This is a genomic window from Photorhabdus cinerea (genome assembly GCF_011189575.1).
Classification (GTDB): domain Bacteria; phylum Pseudomonadota; class Gammaproteobacteria; order Enterobacterales; family Enterobacteriaceae; genus Photorhabdus; species Photorhabdus cinerea.
This window is the reverse complement of the sequence record NZ_PUJW01000013.1, coordinates 104,084-122,687: the sequence shown is the minus strand read 5'-3', so window position 1 is coordinate 122,687 and position 18,604 is coordinate 104,084. Positions and strand designations below refer to the sequence as shown.

Here is an 18,604-nt window from a genome sequence, read left to right as displayed (position 1 = left end):
AGTATTCTCCAACTGCCGTGACTAAAGAACCCTGTTTATTAGGTTACAACACTACCCTAACTGCTTACGAGCATTACGGAAAATTCGCATCCATGGGCCATCTTCATCCCATTCCTCTGGGTGCCATGAGTTACTAACAGTGCGGAATACCCTTTCTGGATGTGGCATCATCACGGTTGCTCGCCCATCAAGGCTGGTAACCGCGGTAATACCATTTACTGAGCCATTTGGGTTAGCCGGATAATTTTCAGTAACTTGACCGTAGTTGTTCACGTAACGCAGTGCCACTAATTGGTTACTTTCAGTCATATGAAGGTGTTGATTATCGCGGAATTCCACTCGCCCTTCCCCATGAGAAACAGCAATCGGCAGACGAGAACCCACCATATCTTTCAGGAAGAGTGACGGGCTGTCAGCAACCTCCACCAAACTGAATCGTGCTTCAAAACGTTCTGAACGGTTACGTATAAAACGCGGCCAATGTTCTGCACCTGGGATCAATTCCCGTAAGTTAGACATCATCTGGCAACCATTACAAACACCAAGCGCCAAAGTATCAGGTCGTGCAAAGAAAGCCGCAAATTCATTACGAACACGTTCATTGAACAGAATTGATTTTGCCCAACCTTCACCCGCCCCCAATACGTCACCATAAGAGAAACCACCACAAGCAACCAGTGTCTGGAACTGCTCTAAACCAGTACGACCAGACAGCAAATCACTCATATGAACATCAATAGCCTCAAAACCTGCTCGGTGGAACGCGGCAGCCATTTCAACATGAGAGTTAACGCCTTGTTCACGCAATACCGCCACTTTCGGCCTTACCTGCTGCAAAATGTAAGGAGCCGCAATATCTTCTGAATGGTCAAAGGTTAATTTTACATTCAGACCTGGGTCCTGATTATCCTGTTTCGCCTGATGTTCCTGATCTGCACATTCCGGGTTATCGCGCAAACGCTGCATTTGCCATGTGGTTTCAGCCCACCACAGACGCAAAGTACTGCGATTCTGGCGATACACTTCAGTATTACCGCTGAAAATGACAAAATCATCACCTGCTCTGGCTTTACCCAAATAATGCACACAATCGACCAAGCCATGTTCTGCCAAAACCTGTTTAACAAACTCCCTTTCAGATGAACGAATCTGAATCACGGCACCCAACTCTTCCGTAAAGAGCGCTGCCAGAATATCTTCATCAAACACACTGATATCAGCTTCAATTCCACAGTGACCAGCAAAAGCCATTTCAGCCAACGTGACCAGCAAACCACCATCAGAACGGTCGTGATAAGCCAGTAATTTCTGTTCCGCGATCAGTTGCTGAACAGCATTGAAGAATCCAGCCAATTGCTCAGCACTACGCACATCTGCGGTTTTATTACCCAATTGGCGGTAAACCTGCGCCAATGCTGTACCACCCAATGTGTTCTGTCCTTGGCCCAGATCGATTAACAACAACGCATTATCTTCATCAATGGAAAGCTCAGGCGTTATTGTACGGCGTACATCTTCCACTCTGGCAAAAGCAGTAATAACCAACGACAAAGGTGACGTCATTTCACGCTCTTCACCTTTATCATTCCAGCTGGTTTTCATCGACATAGAATCTTTACCCACCGGGATAGTCAGCCCCAACGCCGGACACAATTCCTCACCCACCGCTTTGACCGCCGCATACAAACCGGCATCTTCACCAGGATGACCGGCAGCAGACATCCAGTTAGCTGAAAGTTTAATACGTTTCAAATCCTGGACATAAGCGGAAGCGATGTTGGTCAGAGCTTCACCGACAGCCAGACGAGCCGAGGCGGCAAAATCCAACAAAGCAACTGGAGCTCGTTCCCCCATAGACATGGCTTCGCCATAGTAACTATCAAGGCTGGCGGTAGTCACAGCACAGTCAGCTACCGGAATCTGCCACGGACCTACCATCTGATCACGAGAAACCATTCCCGTGACCGTACGATCACCTATGGTTATCAAGAATGTTTTTTCTGCCACGGCTGGCAAATGCATAATGCGCTTAACCGCTTCTGCCAGGTCAATATTCCGACGTTCAAGGTTTTCACCTCTGGCTTTTAATGTGCTGGCATTACGCAACATCTTTGGCGTTTTACCCAGCAACACATCCAGCAGCATATCGATTGGCTGATTATCAAAATGCTCATCATTAAGCCGCAAATGACGTTCTTCTGTTGCTTCACCAATAACAGCATAAGGTGCACGCTCACGCCGACAAATCTCTTCAAACAAAGGAAGTTGTTCTGGCGCAACAGCCAGTACATAACGCTCCTGAGATTCATTACACCAGACCTCCAGCGGACTCATTCCTGGTTCATCATTAAGAATCTTACGTAGTTCAAACCGACCACCGCGACCACCATCACTCACCAACTCAGGCATAGCGTTGGAAAGCCCACCAGCACCAACATCATGAATGAACAAAATCGGGTTGTTTTCGCCTAATTGCCAACAGCGATCGATAACTTCCTGACAACGGCGTTCCATTTCCGGGTTATCACGTTGCACAGAAGCAAAATCCAGATCAGCATCAGATTGACCAGACGCCATAGAAGATGCAGCACCCCCCCCCAAACCTATGTTCATGGACGGACCACCGAGCACAATCAGTTTCGCGCCAACAGAAATTTCACCCTTTTTGACATGTTCATCGCGGATATTACCAATCCCGCCCGCCAGCATAATTGGCTTGTGATAGCCACGTAGCTCACTGCCGTTATGGCTGTGTACTTTTTCTTCATAGGTACGAAAATAACCAAGCAGTGCTGGACGGCCAAATTCGTTATTAAACGCAGCGCCCCCCAAAGGACCTTGAGTCATGATATCGAGAGCGCTGACGATACGTTCCGGTTTGCCAAAATCCTCTTCCCATGGCTGTTCAAAACCCGGTATCCGCAGATTGGATACAGAGAATCCTACCAACCCAGCCTTTGGCTTGGCACCCCGTCCTGTCGCACCTTCATCACGGATTTCACCACCGGAACCGGTCGCGGCACCCGGCCAAGGCGAGATTGCCGTCGGATGATTATGAGTTTCAACCTTCATCAGGATATGAGCTTGTTCCTGATGATAATCATATGAACTGCCTTCTACTCCAGCAAAGAAACGGCCAACAAAAGACCCTTCCATCACAGCAGCATTATCTTTATAAGCGGACAGCACGTAATCAGGTGTTTGCTCATAGGTATTTTTAATCATTTTAAACAATGATTTTGGCTGTTCCTGACCATCAATAATCCAATCAGCATTAAAGATTTTATGGCGACAATGTTCTGAGTTAGCTTGAGCAAACATGTAAAGCTCAACATCCGTTGGATTGCGCCCCAATTTCTCGAAAGCTTCCATCAGATAATCAATTTCATCCGGTGCCAATGCCAATCCAAGTTCAGTATTAGCTCTCTCTAGAGCACCGCGCCCTTCTTGCAGAATAGCAATGCGCTTTAATGGAGTGGGTTGCTGATGAGAAAATAATTTTTCCGCCTGTTCCAGTTGAGTAAAAACCGCCTCCATCATCTGATCATGCAGCAATGAGGACAATATTTGCCACTGTGAACCACTCATTTCATCACACTGGATGTAATAAGCCAGACCACGCTCCAGACGCACAACCTGAGACAAACCACAATTATGAGCAATATCGGTTGCTTTGGAAGACCATGGGGAAATCGTCCCCGGACGGGGAGTCACCAGCAGCAATGTCCCTTTTGGTTCATGCTCAGCCAATGAAGGCCCGTATTTTAGTAATCGTTGTAACTTTGCTGAATCAGCCTCACTCAAAGGTGCATTAATCTCTGCAAAATGAACGTATTCCGCATAAATATCATTGACCAGAAGTTGCTGTTCCTGACACACAGAAAGGAGCTTGGTGATACGAAATACTGATAAAGCGGGGGAACCACGCAGAATTTCCATAGTAATAAATTCTCTCATCTTAAGAAGCAAAACCTGACTGATGCCTTCGGGGGAAATAAACACATTATAAAGGATTGCAACCAGTGACGAAACCGTTTGCGTGACGATTATTGAGGCTAATTATTTGGTTATCAGGTTATGCGAATAGTATTAATTAAGTTGCGCAGTAAGTTTTTGTTCCGCAAAATGCTCAATCACTGGAAATTTAACCATGATAATATAGCGCGTTTCCACATAGCACCACACCGCGTCACACAGAGATAACCATTTGAATAATATAAAAATAAATTATTTCGTTATCATTGTTATCGCTCTTTTTTCTGCTGCCATAATCAGCCTAAACATCAGTTGGCCGAATAAACAGCAGGAGCAGATTAACAGGATCATTACCAGGGGAGAACTGCGGATTAGCACCATCAGCTCACCTCTGATTTATCTCACAAGTAAGAAAGAACCAAATGGATTCGATTATGAGCTGGTAAAACGCTTCGCTGATTACCTTGGCGTTAAACTGGAAATCAAATTCAGAAAAAATATCAACCAATTATTTGACGATCTAGAAAATGGTGATGCTGATTTTTTAGCCGCAGGTCTGACCTATAACGAAGAGAGGTTGGCACAAACTCACACTGGCCCAGCTTATTATTCTGTTTCCCAACAGTTGATTTATCGCAAAGGTACTCCGCGCCCTCGTTCTTTTAAGGACTTAAAAGGCAAACTCCTCGTCACTTCCGGTTCTTCTCACGTCAGCACACTGAAAAAGATGAAAGAAGAGTCTTACCCGGAACTTGAATGGGATGAGACACAACAATACAACACCCGGGAATTACTGGAGCTGGTATCAGAGGGCAAACTGGATTACACCTTGGGCGACTCTATCAATGTCGCGTTGCAACAGCGTACTCACCCTAATCTGGCCGTCGCTTTTGATATCAGTGAAGATAATCCCCTGACGTGGTATTTAAAACGTATTGATGATTATAGCCTTTACGCTGCTATGCTAGATTTTTTCAGCCAAATGACGGAAGAAGATGTGATGCCACGACTGGAAGAGAAATACTTTGGTCATGTCAGCTCATTTGATTACTTCGATACACTCTCTTTTCTCAGTGCCATTGATAATGTTCTACCGACTTACCGACCATTGTTTGAAAAATATTCCGGTGATATCAGTTGGCAACTGCTGGCTGCAATTGCCTGGCAGGAGTCTCACTGGGACCCGCAGGCAACCTCTCCCACGGGTGTTCGTGGCCTGATGATGTTAACCAGCCCAACAGCTAAAGGATTAGGTGTTGTTGACCGCCTTGATCCAGAAGAAAGCATTAAAGGAGGAGCAATCTATTTGCAAGATCTGATGAAACGGCTACCTGAAAACATCCCCAAAGATGAGCGAATATGGTTTGCATTGGCTGCTTATAACATGGGCTATGGCCATATGTTAGATGCCCGTAAATTGACAGCAGCACAAAAAGGTAATCCTGATAGCTGGCTTGATGTAAAAGCCCGAATACCGCTGTTAAGCCAAAAAAAATATTACACTAACACCACCTATGGCTATGCCCGTGGACATGAAGCTTATCGCTATGTCGAAAATATCCGCCGTTATCAACTTAGTTTAGTTGGATATTTACAGGCAAAAGAAAACCGGAAAAAATTAGTTTCTCAGGAAGAAAAATCAAAAGCAGAGTAAACAATTAACTGCCGCTAAAAAGACAACTATAGTTAATTATATATCCCCAATCATATTATGTTTTACAGTAAATTAAACCAACTATACTAAATTTATCAGGATACTATCTCACTTAAAGGATGCGTCATGATTAATTTAGATATTAACGAACAAAGCAAGATTATGGTTGTAAGCAGCCATGTATATAACCCGGCAACGGCAAATGGTCGTGCATTTACAGAGTTAATAGATGCATTGAAAAAGAACAATTTTGCCGTTATCCCTGCTGCAACATTTCAAGATGGTATAGCAACGGTTTCTTCTGATTCTTCCCTGTGCTGTATTTTTGTTGACTGGACTTCAGGTGACAATAACGCTGAATCTCATGAACAAGTATCAGAATTACTGAGAGAAATACGCAGACACAACATCACTATCCCGGTACTGCTAACGGCCGAATACTCCAGCATAGATACTCTGACACTTGAAGCAATGAAATTAGTAGATGAATTCGTCTGGATGCTTGAAGATACTGTTGGATTTATCGCCTCCCGCGCCAATTCCTTGATTAAGAAATACTATGCTCAGTTATTACCTCCTTTCACTCGAACATTACTTCAATATACCCAAGAGTCACCAGAATATTCTTGGGCTACTCCTGGACATCAAGGAGGCGTCGCTTTTACCAAAACGGCGGCAGGAAGAGAATTAATCAATTTTTTTGGGGAAAATCTATTCAGAAGTGATCTTGGAATAGAAAGGAAAGTACTTGGCTCACTCTTAGATCATACAGGTGCAATCAAAGAATCAGAAGAATATGCAGCCACTGTTTTTGGTGCTCATCAGAGCTATTGTGTTCTTACCGGCACTTCTGGTTCCAACCGTATTATCATGAGTGCAGTTATTGGTGAAAAAGAAATTATTATATGCGACCGCAATTGCCATAAATCCATTGAACAAGGTTTAATAATGACAGGGGCTTTGCCCATATACCTTATTCCACAACGCAACCGCTATGGCATTATCGGCCCCATTCCTAAAGATCAATTTCAACCAGAATATATCCAACAAATCATCAATGAACACCCGTTAAAAGAGCATGCTACAGACAGCCAACCTGTTTATGCTGTCGTAACCAACAGTACTTACGATGGGATATGTTATCACTCAGAACAAGTAGAAGATTTATTGGCAAAAAGTGTTGATCAAATTCACTTTGATGAAGCCTGGTTTGCTTATGCCCGTTTTAACCCTATGTATAAACATCGTTATTCAATGCGTGGTGAACCAGATGATTTTGATAGTAATGGCCCTACAATATTTGCTACTCAGTCCACGCATAAAATGCTAGCGGCATTATCGCAATCATCCTATATCCATATCCGCAATGGCAGAAAACCCATTGAACACTCTCGTTTCAATGAGTCTTATATGATGCAGTCCACAACTTCACCGCTATATCCGCTGATCGCTACTAATGAAGTTGGTGCTGCTATGATGGATGGCCCGCAGGGACAAAGACTGATACAAGGTGCTATCAATGAAGCCGTGGACTTCCGTCTGACTTTGGCAAAGACCCATCATGAATTTAAACAAAAAGATGATTGGTTCTTCTCACCCTGGAATGCCAGAGAGATTATCAGTTCAGACAGCGGTAAATTAATTCCTTTCCATGAAGCAAGCAGAGAGCAATTGGCAAATGATCCCTCCTGTTGGGTATTAAAAGATGGAGACAAATGGCATGGATTTAAGAATCTATCGGAAGAATGGTGCCTACTTGATCCAATGAAAGTCGGTATTTTGTGCCCAGGAATGAATGATAATGATGAACTGATGGAAAATGGCATTCCAGCCGAAATTCTTTCCGCTTATTTGAGCCAGCACGACATTGTACCTGCACGTACCACTGATTTCATCGTTCTTTGCCAGTTTACTATCGGTGTCACCAAAGGCAAATGGGGCACTTTGCTCAATGTATTATTAAGCTTCAAGAGACACTATGACGCTAATACACCACTTAAACAATGTTTGCCGAAACTCACTAAACAATATCCCCCAAATTATAAAAAAATGGGACTAAAAGATATTTCGGACGAAATGTTCAGATATATAAAAGAATATGAAATGGATATTGAACAAACAAGATCATTTGGCCAATTACCTAATATAGTGAAGCTCCCTCGGCAGGCATTCCTTGACCATATGGCAGGCCGTACTGAACATATCCCACTCAGTAAACTAGCAGGACGTATATCGGCTGTTGGCGTTATTCCTTATCCACCGGGTATACCAATCATCATGCCGGGAGAATCCTTTGGTGATGAAAATTCTCCTTGGTTACAATATATTCGCCAGATCGATGAATGGAATAAGAGATTCCCAGGCTTCGAGAAAATTCTGGAAGGCGCAGAGATGATAAACGGCGAGTACCATGTATGGGTGCTAAAAGAGTGAATCAACCATATTTATTGATTTTCTTCCTGCTGTCTTCTGGCGGCTTTTAATGCTTTATGTTGCTCCCGACGTTGTTTGAAAAAAACACTCAACATCGTGGAGCACTCCTTAGCAAGTACGCCACCTGTAATTTCAATTTGATGATTCATACCAGGATGGCGCAATATATCAATTAAAGAACCCGCGGCACCCGTTTTCATATCGCTGGCGCCATAAACTAGTCGCTGTATCCGGCTATGTATCATAGCACCAGCGCACATAGCACAAGGCTCAAGAGTAACATACAAAGTGGTATTTAGCAGACGATAATTTTGTAACTGCTCTCCCCCTTTCCGTAACGCAATAACTTCTGCATGAGCAGAGGGATCATGCGCAATAATAGATTGATTCCAGCCTTCAGCAATGATTTCATTGTCAGCGACCAATACAGCGCCTACAGGTATTTCCCCCTGCTCCCAGGCTTTTATTGCTCGTTCTATCGCCTGCTGCATCCAATATTCATCACTATATATTTTAGTCACTACGGTATCTCTCTTCACTATATCAGGGACAATTATAACGATTTATTTTTCCTATTTTCCAGATATATTTACTTATCATTTCCATGAAAATAGATATCTGATATTATTTAAAATATTTTATGTCACTGCAATATTCCCAAAATCAATTCACACAATATATTTAAAAATAAAAAAACAAAGCCGGAATAAATCCGGCTTATTTTTATTATTTATTTTTGCAATGTTAATTAATAACCGATTGCGAAATAATCTCCATATACATAAGTATCATTAGCAGATAATCTGATTTCAGTTCCATAAGCATTAATAGTTCGCGCAGCAACCCAGGAGTTAAAAGTATTCAATGTCCCGTTAGTTGCTGCTGACATCGGAAATATCCAATCACCAACAGGTGACATAAAAACCCTCAGACAACCATGCTTAAAAGGTGTTGGTAAAATAACTTTGTTTATCGCTAATGGAGTAAAATTATGTCTTCCCCATTGAAGTATTAATCCACCTGGCAGTTGTTGATAACCGTTAGGTGACAGGCTACCAGGATATTGTTTTTTCATATGGCACTGTAATGAATCAGTAAAAGTCTTATTAAGTGTTGCCAAATCGCCATTATCCAGAACATCCTTTTCACACTGCGTTGACATAAAATTAGCCACGACAGAAGCTATTGTGGACGACTGGCGTAACGCCTTATTTAATACATGCGTGGTAAGACCTACTGGGGGAAATCCAGATTGCAACTCTGAACTATTTTCATATAAATCTTGATCCACCACATTAGCACCATCTCTAATAGAAAAAGCTTTAAAATCATTCTTATTACTCATTTATCCTCCTAACCTAAAATATATTATTGATTAAAAACTCATTCATATGGAAATTTACAAAAATCAATCTAGCATAAATAGATAAACAATCAATGAATTGGTTTTAATAATCATTTTATTAAAAAAATAAAATGATTAATTTAACCCAACCAACTCCTTTATATGAATATAAATAACTTCATAATTATTACAAATTCGATAAGATTAAACCAATTCAGTCATACCACATAACTCCCCCAGTTAATAAATGAGACTTTATTAATGAAAATATTATTGCAATTTAATACAGTCAATCACATAGATAGAATAGATTTTATTTATTAAAACATTTATTTTAGCCTTATCAAAAAAATATAACTCAACATTGACATCTTAATATCAGCAATGAAATTCATATTATTGAGCAATATTATACACACCTACTACAGATAATTAGAAAAAACAGACTTAGATAATAGCAATCACCCAACCTTTTCAGACCCTAAATGGAATTAATAGAAATCATTTTCAAACATTAAATACAAATAGTTTAGATATATTTCAGATTACAAAACATTAAAACACTTATTACCGCCAATTATATAAAAATAGTTAACCCCATAAGTTATAAGAATATTCCATTATTCTTTTTTCTCACTAAACTATAGCCGGCGTGAATAGGGAAAAATTATTTCTATAAAAATTCACTATATTGCTTATAAAATGCAGTACTTAATTGGAGAAAATATATGAGTCAAAAGAATGATTTCAAGGCTTTTTCTATTAGTGAAAATGCAAATATAGTGAATCAAGAAATATATGAAAAAGATCAAAATTTGCAAACTGGGTTTCCAACAGGAAATATTACCGCCGAACTATTAAATAAGGCATTACGTCAGTCGTCAACCATATCCACTGTCGTCGCTAATTTTATCGCAACACAATCTGGCGATGATGTTCTGGATAATGGGGATATAGACAAACTCACCGCCCAATTCAAGAAAGCGTTAGAACAAAAAAACACAACAGAAACTCGCGATGCCTCATTAACAGAAAAAGGAATTATTCAACTCACAGACCAAATAGGCAACAGTAATACACTCGCTCCAACTCAGAAGCTTGTTTCTGATGTAAATGATAATGCTAATAATCGACTGGCAAAAGACCAAAACGGCGCAGACATTCCTGATAAAGCTGAATTTATAAAGAACCTTGGTTTATCAGATACAACAAAGATAACGATAGGGAATAGTGAAAATCAGGTGCCTGATATGTCATTTTTCACCGCTAACCTGAATCAAGTCGGATGGCAAAAACTACCTTCGGGTTTAATTGAAATGTGGGGAATAGCATCAGTTAAAGGCAATGCTTATGCCGAACCTGGTGCTTTAAATAACTTTCCAATCCCATTCCCGAATACATGTCTCAACGTCACGTTAACTCACGTTGGTAACGCCCCTCAACATGCTGGCACATTTTCAATAATAATGGTCAATAATGGCCAATTCCAATGTTTTAGCAGTATTCCAAATTTACAAATTCCTGTAGCAGCATTTTATAGAGCAATAGGGTATTAATATGAACAATAAAAACTATGTATTCAGTGCATTAAATAAAGCATTTTATCCGATATCATTACAGCAAGATTATATTAAATCGGGTACATGGCCAAATGACCCTGTACCTGTAACTGATGACATATTCAATGAATTTTCGGGAATACCGCCCAAAGGAAAAATACGTTCCTCTGGCGAAGATGGCCTTCCCTACTGGGAGGATATTCCTCTACCAACGAAAGAGGAATTGATATCTATTGCGGAAATCCAAAGAAAGAAATTTATATCTCTCGCAAATAAAAAAATAACGCCACTGGCTGATGCAGTAGAACTTGATATAGCAACAGATGAAGAAACGTTATCACTTAAAGAATGGAAAAAATACCGCGTCATGCTTAACCGGGTTGATACTTCGAAAGCACCGGAAATTGACTGGCCAATTGCACCATTATCGTAATTAATAAAAAAGGCCGGGATTCAGGAAGAACCCGGTCTTTATCATTTTGTTATTGTATTATTGCCAGCACAACAGCAGTAAATATTCTGTTATCATCCTAATTATTTTCCATGCAATATTAGTGTTCTTTCCCGTCATTGAAATCTACTTTCCAGTATAAACCTTTAAATATGGAAATTATTTAATATAGTCTATATAAAATAAGTGTTAATTACTTGGATATTAATTCTTTAAATTGAAAAACATTTAATCATTTATTACTCAAAACATACGAAAAACAATTAACCCTATAAGTTATAAAGATATTTAATTATTCTTTTTTATCTCTAGACTATGAGCGTTGGGAAATTATCCCTTCAATAATTTAAGATATTATCTATAGAACTTTAGGGAAATATATATGAATCTCAAGAATGATTTTAAAGCGTTCTCTATTAAAGATGGTGCTAATGTAGTGGATCAAAATTTATATGAGAATAGTCCAGAATTGCGAACTGGGTTTCCACCAGAAGGTATTACCACGCATGTACTAAATAAAGCATTACGCCAGTCATCAACGATATCCTCTGTTGTAGCTGATTTTATTGCGACAGAATCTGGCAGTGATGTTTTGGATGATGGTAATATAACCAAACTCACTGCACAATTAAATAAAGCGTTAGAAAAAAAAATTACAACAAAAATTCCCGATGCTTCATTAACACAGAAAGGCGTTGTTCAACTCACCGATGTAATTGGCAATAGCAATACATTGGCTGCAACGCAGAAACTTGTCTCCAATATAAATGATAGAATTAATCAAATTCCAAATATGTCGTCTTTCACCGCAAACCTGGCTCAGAATGGTTGGCAAAAGTTACCTTCAGGTCTAATTATAATGTGGGGAATAGCACTAGTTTCTTTCGGTGGAAGTGGACAACCGAATAGCGGATATCTTAATAGCTTTCCAATACCATTCCCAAATAAATGTTTTAGCATCACATTAACTCACTATGGTTGGGACCCCGGCTCAGCCGGAATATTTGGAACAAAAATAGAAAATCAGAGTCAGTTTCGGTGTTATAGAAGTAATACTCCTTACACCCCCTATGTTGAAACATTTTTTATAGCAATAGGATATTAATTTAAAAAATCAAATTGACGATTATCTAATTAAAGTTGGCAGGAAATTATGAACAATAAAAACTATGTATTCAGTGCATTAAATAAATCATTTTATCCACTATCATTACAACAGGATTATATTGAAGCCGGCTCATGGCCAAATGATCCTATACCTGTAACTGATGACATATTCAATGAATTTTCGGGAATGCCACCCACAGGAAAAATACTTTCCTCTGACGAAAATGGTCTTCCCTGCTGGGAAGATATTCCACCTCCAACGAAAGAGGAATTGATATCTATTGCAGAAATCCAAAGAAAGCAATTTATATCTCTCGCAAATAAAGAAATAATGCCACTGGCTGATGCGGTAGAACTTGATATAGCAACAGATGAAGAAACGTTATTATTTAAAGAATGGAAAAAATACCGCGTGATGCTTAACCGAGTTGATACTTCAAAAGCACCGGAAATTGACTGGCCAATTCAACCATTATCGTAACTAATAAAAAGACCGGAATAAAGGTAGAACCCGGTCTTTATCATTCTGTTATTGTATTATTGCCAGCACAACAACAATAAATATTTTGTTATCATTCTAACTATTCTCCATACGATATTAGTGACTACGAACATTATTGAAATCTACTTTCCATAATGAATATTCCAATAGGGAAATTACTTAAGATAGTTTCTATAAAATAAGTATTAATTACTTAGATAGTATCGAATTTTTTATTGCTAAAAGCATATAAAAACAATTAAAACCATAAGTTATAAAAACATTTAATTATTGTTTTTTATCCTTAAACTATAAGAGGCAGTAAATTATCCTTACAATAATTTAAGATATTACTATAAACCCACTATTAAACCTTAGGAAAATTGATATGAATCCAAAGAATGATTTTAAAGCGTTTTCTATTAGCAATGGTGCTAATGTGGTGGATCAAAATTTATATGAAAACAGTCCAGAATTGCGGACTGGGTTTTCACCAGACGGTCTTACCACGCATGTATTAAATAAGGCATTACGTCAGTCATCAACAATATCATCTGTTGTAGCTGATTTTATTGCGACAGAATCTGGCAGTGATGTTTTGGATGATGGTAATATAACCAAACTCACTGCACAATTAAATAAAGCGTTAGAACAAAAAATCACAACAAAAATTCCTGATGCCTCATTAACACAAAAAGGTATTGTTCAACTCACAGATATTATTGGCAATAGTCATACACTGGCTGCAACGCAGAAACTTGTTTCCGATGTAAATGATAATGCTAATGGCAGATTGGCCAAAAACCAAAATGGTGCAGATATTCCCAATAAAAATGAGTTTGTGAAAAATCTCGGTTTATTGGAATTATTATTGGCAGGTACTCCTTTGTTTACACAAGGGGATAACTTCATGACTCTTAAAATTCCATTTTTGAGCGGATTAGAGAGAAAATATATCTTATTTCAATCTGTATATGCAAAGGCTCCAAATTTAGCTAACGAGGAGAAATTCACTATCACATACCCAATTGCATACTCTTATGAACCTCATGCTATACTTTCAAGTATGGGTGGATATATCAATGGCGGTAACTATGGTGAAGGAGCTGATATATTAAAAATCAATAAAGAAAATCTAGTAATAATATCACATTGGTACTCTCGCAGTACAAGCCTTCCGCCTGTACGCATATTCGTAGTAGGGGTATCAGATAACTAACTTTCAACATTCATAGTTGTTATCTATCTCAGACTTTAGAATTATCTTGATAAATAATAGGAATTTTATTAGTCAATTACAAAATTATCGTAATCAACAAAAAGACCGGGATCAGGATAGTGCTCGGTCTTAATTATTTTATTATTGCTAATACTACAGCCATAAATATTCTGTTATAATTCGAACTATTCTCCCCCAAGACTTATTAGCCCATGAAATATTGGTGACCTTGTACATTATTGAAATTCCTTTATATAGCTAACCGGGTAATAAAGCTCATACATAAAGGTTTTCTAAGATAAAAAATCTCATGTGTTGTGGTTTAGTGTTGCTAGACTTGGTTTTTCAATGTAATTTATGCTGTATAGAAATATAAGAAGTGTGTAATAGCAAGGAATAAAAACCATCAATAACACACTGATTTAAAACAAAAAATAAGTTAATTTATTAAAATGTCGTTATTAATCAAAAAGAGCTGTACCAATTGTGATATGTGTGAACCTGAATGTCCCAATCAGGCTATATCAATGGGAGATGAAATTTATGAAATCGATTCTGAGCGTTGTACCGAATGTATCGGTCATTATGATGCCCCAACTTGCCAATCAGTCTGTCCGATAAATAATACCATTATTACCGATCCAGACCGACAAGAAACAAAAGAGCAATTATGGGATAAATTTGTATTACTGCATCATGCAGATAAAATCTAAAATTAACTCTCTAAAATAACGGTCGCACAAGCATAGCGGCGCTCATCGGCCAATGTCACATGCAAAGACATAGCTCCCAGTTTCTGAGCCAATTCTGCTGCTGCACCATAGAGCCGCAAAGTCGGTTTTCCCAGAGCATCATTAACCACTTCAAACTGGTTAAATGCCAGCCCATTACGGATACCCGTTCCCAGCGCTTTTGCTGCCGCTTCTTTTACCGCAAAACGCTTAGCCAGAAAACGAACCGGTTTTTCATGTTGCTGATATTGTTTCCATTCTGATTCACTGAGAATACGTTTTGCCAAGCGCTCACCTGAGCGCTCAACAACCCCCTCAATACGAGCAATTTCAACAATATCCGTGCCCAAGCCGATAATAGCCATTAACCACGCGCTTTCCGCATTTGAGTTTTCATATCTGCTACAGCAGCAGTCAAGCCACTGAATACCGCCCGCCCGATAATGGCATGACCAATATTCAATTCATAAATTTCCGGCAGAGCCGCAATACGTTGTACATTATGATACGTCAGCCCATGACCCGCATTAACCGTCAGCCCAATACCCGCAGCATAGGTCGCGGCCTTTTTAATACGCTGGAACTCTTTTTCCTGTTCAATTTCATTTTCTGCATCAGCATAAGCGCCGGTGTGAATCTCAATAAAAGGCGCACCAACTTCTCTGGCCGCATCTATTTGTTGGTGATCCGCATCAATAAACAGAGAAACAAGAATACCCGCTTCAGACAGACGTTTAACCGCCGCCATAACCTTATCTTTCTGACCAACAACATCTAAACCACCTTCTGTTGTCACTTCCTGCCGCTTTTCAGGTACCAAACAACAAAATTCAGGTTTGATGCGACAGGCAATATCCACCATTTCATCTGTCACAGCCATTTCAAGGTTCATCCGGGTCTGGATAGTTTGACTCAATAGTTCAACATCCCGATCAGTAATATGACGGCGATCTTCACGCAAATGAATGGTAATACCATCTGCACCAGCCTGTTCCGCAATAAAAGCTGCCTGAACCGGATCTGGGTAATTTGTGCCACGAGCATTACGCACTGTCGCAATGTGATCGATATTAACACCTAGCAATACCTCAGCCATATTTATCTCCTGTAGTCGTATTGAATGATAATAAGTTTACACTTTCCATCATGAAGGGGAACAAATTCATTAGTTTTCTTTCTCTTCCGGTTTCTTACGTACAAACTGCCGGAACAGTTCACGACTTTTTAAAGGATTACCACCAAGGTAAGGTTTCAGTGCAATACGAGTGAAACGCTTTGCTGTTTTCAATGTTGCCGGGTCAGGGAATTCACGGGTTGCCAGTGATTTCAATTCACGCCCGGTAAAACTGTAATGATCAATAATCAGACTAGCGATAAATCCTTTTTCTTCTCTATAACGGTAGGTCATTGTATCGGTCACAGGTTCACCACTTCCCGCACAATGAAGATAATCAACGCCATAACCAAGATTTGCCAGCAACGCCAGCTCAAACCGGCGTAATGCATGTTCTGGTGTATATTCACTGGCAGCAAGAATTTGTAAACATTGAAGGTAATCAAAGAATAGAGCCGGATAAGCCGTTCCTTGTTCAAGCACTCTCGACAGCAATTCATTAACATATAAACCGCTGTACAGCACACTGCCAGTAAGAGGAAGAGTTAAAGAAATAGGATCGGCATCACGCAGCGTCTTAACTACACCCCGCCCACTCCAACGCATCAACAACGGGGTAAATGGCTGCAAGCAGCCTTTTAAATTGGAACGACGGCTGCGCGCACCTTTAGCCAACACACTGATCCGCCCTTCATTTTCAGTAAAAAGATCCAGTAACAAACTGGTTTCACTGTAAGGGCGCCTATGAAGAATAAAAGCACGCTGCCAACCGTCCACCGGCAACGCCTTATTTCAAATCATCGACGTAACCCAGGCTCCGCAGCGCCCGCTCGTCATCAGCCCAACCTGCTTTAACTTTAACCCACAGTTCCAAGTGGACTTTAACATCAAACAGCCTTTCCATGTCCTGACGGGCTTCAATACCAATGGTTTTGATTTTACTCCCTTTATTACCAATGACCATTTTCTTCTGGCCGTCACGTTCAACCAGAATCAAACCGTGAATATTGTAACCGCCGCGCTCATTGGCTATGAATTGTTCAATTTCCACCGTGACAGAATATGGCAATTCATCACCGAGAAAACGCATGAGTTTTTCGCGGATAATTTCAGAAGCCATAAAACGCTGAGAACGGTCAGTAATATAATCTTCCGGGAAATGGTGAGTTGCTTTCGGCATATGTCCGCGCACAATCTTTGCAATCGTGTCTACGTTCATGCCTTTCTCCGCGCTCATCGGTACAACATCAAGAAAGTTCATCTGTTTGCTGAGGAAACCAATATGTGGCAACAGGATAGCTTTATCAATCAGGTTATCCACTTTATTGATAGCCAATAAAACCGGGCAACGCAAGTTGCGCAGTTTATTCAGCACCATCTCGTCATCTGGAGTCCAATGAGTACCTTCAACAACAAAAATGACCAGCTCTACATCACCAATAGAACTACTGGCTGCACGATTCATCAGACGGTTAATCGCCCGCTTTTCCTCAATATGCAATCCAGGTGTATCCACATAAATAGTCTGATAAGGCCCCTCAGTGTGAATACCCATAATACGGTGACGGGTAGTCTGTGGCTTACGGGAAGTGATAGATACTTTCTGCCCCAAAAGCTGATTCAGCAATGTAGATTTCCCCACATTAGGCCGTCCAACTATTGCAACAAATCCGCAATAGGTTTCTTGTTCGCTCATTCAAGCTCCAGTTGTTTTAATGCTTGCTCCGCCGCTGCCTGCTCCGCTTTGCGGCGGCTAGAACCTGTTCCTTTAATCGGCTGTTCGATACCACTCACCTGACAGTGAATAGTAAATTCCTGGTCGTGAGCTTCACCACGAACCATAACAACCAGATATGATGGCAGAGGCAAATGATGCCCTTGCAGATATTCTTGTAACCGGGTTTTCGGGTCTTTCTGTTTGTCACCCGGGCTAATTTCATTCAAGCGAGTTTCATACCAGCTCAGAATAATTTTCTCAACCGTTTGAATATCGCTATCAAGGAAAATACCGCCTATCAGCGCTTCCACAGTATCAGCCAGAATAGATTCACGGCGGTAACCGCCACTTTTCAGTTCTCCCGGCCCCAAGCGAAGACATTCACCTAATTCAAATTCCCTTGCCAACTCAGCCAAAGTATTACCACGAACTAATGTGGCACGCATCCGGCTCATATCGCCTTCATCTACGCGAGGAAAGCGATGATATAGTGCATTGGCAATAACAAAACTGAGAATTGAATCACCGAGAAATTCCAGCCGCTCATTATGTTTACTGCTGGCACTACGATGAGTTAATGCTTGTATCAGCAGATCATGCTGATCAAAAGTGTACCCCAGCTTACGCTGCAATCTGTTAATTACGATGGGATTCATGTGCTACCAAATATAGGTCAGAATTCGTCAAATAAAAACGCACACGCAACAGACCTGTACAGGAAACCCTGACAAAACTGTTGCGTTTGCACTGGCTCCTTGTCAGGAGCCAGTCATTAAGTTTGAAAGGATATTCTACACTGTGAGTAAAATTAATGCTTC

Annotated in this window: 16 protein-coding genes; 8 read left to right on the top strand and 8 right to left on the bottom strand. The window is 40.2% G+C overall.

Features of this window, described 5'->3' with window-relative positions; genetic code table 11:
* Positions 1-51: 51 nt before the first annotated feature.
* Positions 52-3,939 (bottom strand): phosphoribosylformylglycinamidine synthase, encoded by a 3,888-nt coding sequence (gene purL / locus C5469_RS14030; protein ID WP_166307790.1) that lies wholly within the window; start codon positions 3,937-3,939, stop codon positions 52-54.
* Between the two features lie 268 nt (positions 3,940-4,207).
* Here purL and mltF point away from each other — a divergent pair, with 268 nt between their 5' ends.
* Entirely contained in the window at positions 4,208-5,629 is a 1,422-nt protein-coding gene (mltF, locus tag C5469_RS14025) for a membrane-bound lytic murein transglycosylase MltF (RefSeq protein WP_166307738.1), read from the top strand.
* Positions 5,630-5,755: 126 nt separating this feature from the next.
* A complete protein-coding gene (locus C5469_RS14020; RefSeq protein ID WP_166307736.1) occupies positions 5,756-8,062 on the top strand; it encodes an Orn/Lys/Arg family decarboxylase in 2,307 nt (768 codons plus the stop codon).
* Between the two features lie 11 nt (positions 8,063-8,073).
* On the opposite strand, the gene tadA is transcribed toward C5469_RS14020, so the two are convergent.
* Together tadA and C5469_RS14010 are read right to left on the bottom strand one after the other, a co-directional pair.
* Positions 8,074-8,583 (bottom strand): tRNA adenosine(34) deaminase TadA, encoded by a 510-nt coding sequence (gene tadA / locus C5469_RS14015; protein WP_339414396.1) that lies wholly within the window; start codon positions 8,581-8,583, stop codon positions 8,074-8,076.
* A 227-nt stretch (positions 8,584-8,810) separates the two neighbouring features.
* On the bottom strand, positions 8,811-9,407 hold the full coding sequence (locus C5469_RS14010) for a gp53-like domain-containing protein (RefSeq protein WP_166307732.1): 597 nt from the start codon (positions 9,405-9,407) through the stop codon (positions 8,811-8,813).
* Between the two features lie 728 nt (positions 9,408-10,135).
* On the opposite strand from C5469_RS14010, the gene C5469_RS14005 reads away from it, so the two are divergent.
* The 6 genes from C5469_RS14005 (at position 10,136) to C5469_RS13980 (ending at position 14,937) form a co-directional block, all read left to right on the top strand.
* Entirely contained in the window at positions 10,136-10,963 is an 828-nt protein-coding gene (locus C5469_RS14005) for a phage tail protein (RefSeq protein ID WP_166307730.1), read from the top strand.
* A 1-nt stretch (position 10,964) separates the two neighbouring features.
* Positions 10,965-11,399 (top strand): tail fiber assembly protein, encoded by a 435-nt coding sequence (locus C5469_RS14000; RefSeq protein WP_166307728.1) that lies wholly within the window; start codon positions 10,965-10,967, stop codon positions 11,397-11,399.
* Between the two features lie 400 nt (positions 11,400-11,799).
* Positions 11,800-12,522, top strand: a complete 723-nt coding sequence (locus C5469_RS13995; protein ID WP_166307727.1) for a phage tail protein — start codon at positions 11,800-11,802, stop codon at positions 12,520-12,522.
* 48 nt (positions 12,523-12,570) lie between these two features.
* The gene (locus C5469_RS13990; RefSeq protein ID WP_166307725.1) at positions 12,571-13,005 is read left to right on the top strand and encodes a tail fiber assembly protein; all 435 of its coding nucleotides are present in this window, start codon (positions 12,571-12,573) and stop codon (positions 13,003-13,005) included.
* 388 nt (positions 13,006-13,393) lie between these two features.
* On the top strand, positions 13,394-14,224 hold the full coding sequence (locus C5469_RS23660; protein WP_242689470.1) for a phage tail protein: 831 nt from the start codon (positions 13,394-13,396) through the stop codon (positions 14,222-14,224).
* Positions 14,225-14,676: 452 nt separating this feature from the next.
* Complete coding sequence (locus C5469_RS13980; protein WP_166307723.1) at positions 14,677-14,937, top strand: YfhL family 4Fe-4S dicluster ferredoxin; 261 nt, start codon at positions 14,677-14,679, stop codon at positions 14,935-14,937.
* Between the two features lie 2 nt (positions 14,938-14,939).
* Here C5469_RS13980 and acpS read toward each other — a convergent pair whose 3' ends face one another.
* The 5 genes from acpS to rnc all read right to left on the bottom strand — a co-directional run bounded on the left by acpS (position 14,940) and on the right by rnc (position 18,442).
* On the bottom strand, positions 14,940-15,320 hold the full coding sequence (acpS, locus tag C5469_RS13975) for a holo-ACP synthase (protein ID WP_166307722.1): 381 nt from the start codon (positions 15,318-15,320) through the stop codon (positions 14,940-14,942).
* Positions 15,320-16,051 (bottom strand): pyridoxine 5'-phosphate synthase, encoded by a 732-nt coding sequence (gene pdxJ, locus C5469_RS13970; protein ID WP_166307721.1) that lies wholly within the window; start codon positions 16,049-16,051, stop codon positions 15,320-15,322. The genes acpS and pdxJ overlap by 1 nt, the downstream gene beginning before the upstream one ends.
* 69 nt (positions 16,052-16,120) lie before the next feature.
* Positions 16,121-16,846 (bottom strand): DNA repair protein RecO, encoded by a 726-nt coding sequence (gene recO, locus C5469_RS13965; protein WP_166307720.1) that lies wholly within the window; start codon positions 16,844-16,846, stop codon positions 16,121-16,123.
* Positions 16,847-16,856: 10 nt separating this feature from the next.
* Positions 16,857-17,765, bottom strand: coding sequence for a GTPase Era (era, locus tag C5469_RS13960; protein WP_166307719.1), 909 nt, complete (start codon positions 17,763-17,765; stop codon positions 16,857-16,859).
* Complete coding sequence (gene rnc, locus C5469_RS13955) at positions 17,762-18,442, bottom strand: ribonuclease III (protein WP_166307718.1); 681 nt, start codon at positions 18,440-18,442, stop codon at positions 17,762-17,764. Before rnc ends, era begins: the two co-directional genes overlap by 4 nt.
* Positions 18,443-18,604: the final 162 nt, after the last annotated feature.